The organism is Crenothrix polyspora (assembly GCF_900163755.1).
GTDB lineage: Bacteria > Pseudomonadota > Gammaproteobacteria > Methylococcales > Methylomonadaceae > Crenothrix > Crenothrix polyspora.
The window spans coordinates 1-2,534 of sequence record NZ_FUKI01000086.1 but is presented as its reverse complement, the minus strand read 5'-3'; the positions used below and the strand labels follow the sequence as shown (position 1 = coordinate 2,534).

Sequence of the window (2,534 nt, the reverse complement as noted above, 5' to 3'; positions counted from 1 at the left end):
TTTCGGTTCTCCCACAGGGGACTTCCACCCCATTACATCGCGCCCATGCTGGGCGCACACGGGGCGCTCAACCGGACTGGCCTTGATACCAGCATTTATTCTTACAGCTCTCTGGCCAGCCGGTTAGCTTAACGTTATGCACTCGCATACTTACCCCACAGTCTTCTAAATATTCAAAGGATAAAAAATGTCAAACTATTGGTTTATTGGTGCTTCTTGGGGAGGTGTTACACATCAAGATAAAAAATTTATCGAGCAAGGTATTTGGATGCTAGGCTGGAAAGAAAGTCGCCAACCCGCTCAGTATCAAAAAAGCCAAGGTATTGTCGATATATGATGAATTATAGACGGATTAAGAGCGCTAGCTGTACTGCCAGTCATACTTTTTCACGCAGGTTTTCAGATTTTTAGTGGCGGTTTCGTCGGTGTTGATGTGTTCTTCGTAATTAGTGGCTATCTAATTACAACCATTATTCTTACTGAACTTGAGCAAGGTAAGTTCTCAATTATAAATTTCTATGAGCGAAGAGCTAGAAGAATACTGCCAGCTTTATTCTTTGTAATGGCTATATCGATACCATTTGCTTGGATTTTACTTTCTCCGTTTGATTTAGCTAGCTTTTCAAAGAGTCTTGTAGCTACTCCTTTGTTTTTTTCAAATTTCTTTTTTTGGATAGATGGAGGCTACTTTGAAACTACTGCAGAACTTAAGCCTTTAATCCATACGTGGAGCTTAGCGGTTGAAGAACAGTATTATATATTCTTTCCGATCTTCCTTATATTATCGTGGAAGTTGGGGAGAAGCTGTGTAGTAAAGTTGATTTTAATCATTGCGATACTTAGCCTATTAGCGGCTCAATTTGGTGCTTCATACAAACCTGTGGCTAATTTTTTTCTACTTCCAACACGTGCTTGGGAGCTGGCAATTGGAGCACTAATTTCATTTTATTTTTCTAATACAGACAGAGTTGATTTAACTCTGAAATCAAGACAGTTTTTAAGTGGCTTTGGGGTAGGGCTTATTATTTTACCTATCTTTATCTTTAATAAAGACACTCCATTTCCAAGTTTTTATACCTTGATTCCAACAGTTGGGGCAGCATTTATTTTACTTTTTTGTCAATCAGATACTGCCATTGGAAAAATACTAGGTAGCAAGTTATTTGTTTCTATTGGGCTTATAAGTTATAGCGCTTACCTTTGGCATCAACCAATATTTGCATTGTCTCGATATTATTTTTCTACAATTAGTTTAATGAAAATGTCTGCTTTAGTTATATGCACATTGCTATTAGCAGCTTTATCGTGGAAATATATTGAGCGTCCATTCAGAAATAAAAATATTGTTTCAAGAAAAATAATTTTTTCATTTAGCTTGATTGTAAGTTTTATTTTTATAGTTTTTGGCGTTGCTTCCGCTAATCTTTTCGGATCATCTTCTAACTCTGGAATTGAGGCAAAGATAGCTAAAGCTTTATTAAGTACGAATGCCGTTTATTCTTCAAACATGGATGAGCGAAAGTTTATTAAATATCGGATTCAATATGAAAATTTGAGTCCCGACGTTATTGTGCTTGGCTCTTCTAGAATTATGCAGATAGGTGAGCACAACTACGCTAGCAAGGTTATTAATTTAGGAGTAAGTGGCTCATCTATTGAAGATGATATTGCCATTGCTGATTTGGCAACTAAAAAATTCCAACCATCTACAATTGTTATTGGTTTAGACCCTTGGTTATTTAATGCTAAATCTGGACAAGGTAGATGGAAGTCGCTTAATGATGAATATTTTTCTGCTTTATCTGCTCTTCAGGACAAGCCCAATTCGTCATTAATTAATATTCAAAAAACTGAAATAAAAGAATCACGCTTAGTTAAGTTCTCAGCAAATCTTTATAACTCTATAAATACTCAAAAATTTGATGCTAGTAACGATACTCCAGAAAATAGAGATAAAATTCGTAGAGATGGTAGCCGCGTCTACAATACTACTTACGCTTCAAAAACTAAAAATGAAATTGATAGCGGATTAGATGATTTATTGAATTATGCTATGGCGACTTATGATTACTCTAAAAAATCTGAGGCCGTATTTGAGGATTTTATTAATCATTACTCAAGATTATATAAAGTTGTCTTAATCCTCCCCCCTTACCATCCTAAATTATATGAACGTATGAAGAATGAACGTCAAATATATTTAAAGATTGAATCTCAATTTAGAGACTTAGCTAAAAAACACGGAATACAAATTATCGGCTCTTACGATCCCAATAAAGTAGGATGTAGCTCCGCTGATTTTTATGATGGAATGCATCCAAAAGATGTTTGTATTGGCAAAGTTATGTCCGAATTAAATAGATCAGAGTAAAAGTAATGATTAAATAAATTTGTACAGTTTGATTAATTTTTTGTTTGCTTTAGCAATTTTGTTCAGTGCATAGATTAGCATCTGTGCATAGTTTGGCAGCATAATCGGGTAGCCAGGGGCATCTAACCCCCAGCCCCCACACCACCCACCATGCGGGTCCGCA

At 35.9% G+C, this 2,534-nt stretch carries 2 protein-coding genes; both read left to right on the top strand.

The window, feature by feature from the left end; translation table 11 throughout:
* The first annotated feature begins 187 nt into the window (after positions 1-187).
* On the top strand, positions 188-337 hold the full coding sequence (locus tag CRENPOLYSF2_RS18770; protein ID WP_176371039.1) for a hypothetical protein: 150 nt from the start codon (positions 188-190) through the stop codon (positions 335-337).
* Between the two features lie 3 nt (positions 338-340).
* A complete protein-coding gene (locus tag CRENPOLYSF2_RS04795) occupies positions 341-2,371 on the top strand; it encodes an acyltransferase family protein (RefSeq protein WP_087142813.1) in 2,031 nt (676 codons plus the stop codon).
* Positions 2,372-2,534 lie beyond the last annotated feature (163 nt).

Excerpts from the sequence above, each read along its gene's own strand:
- CRENPOLYSF2_RS18770 (WP_176371039.1), top strand. The coding sequence starts at position 188 with ATGTCAAACTATTGGTTTATTGGTGCTTCTTGGGGAGGTGTTACACAT.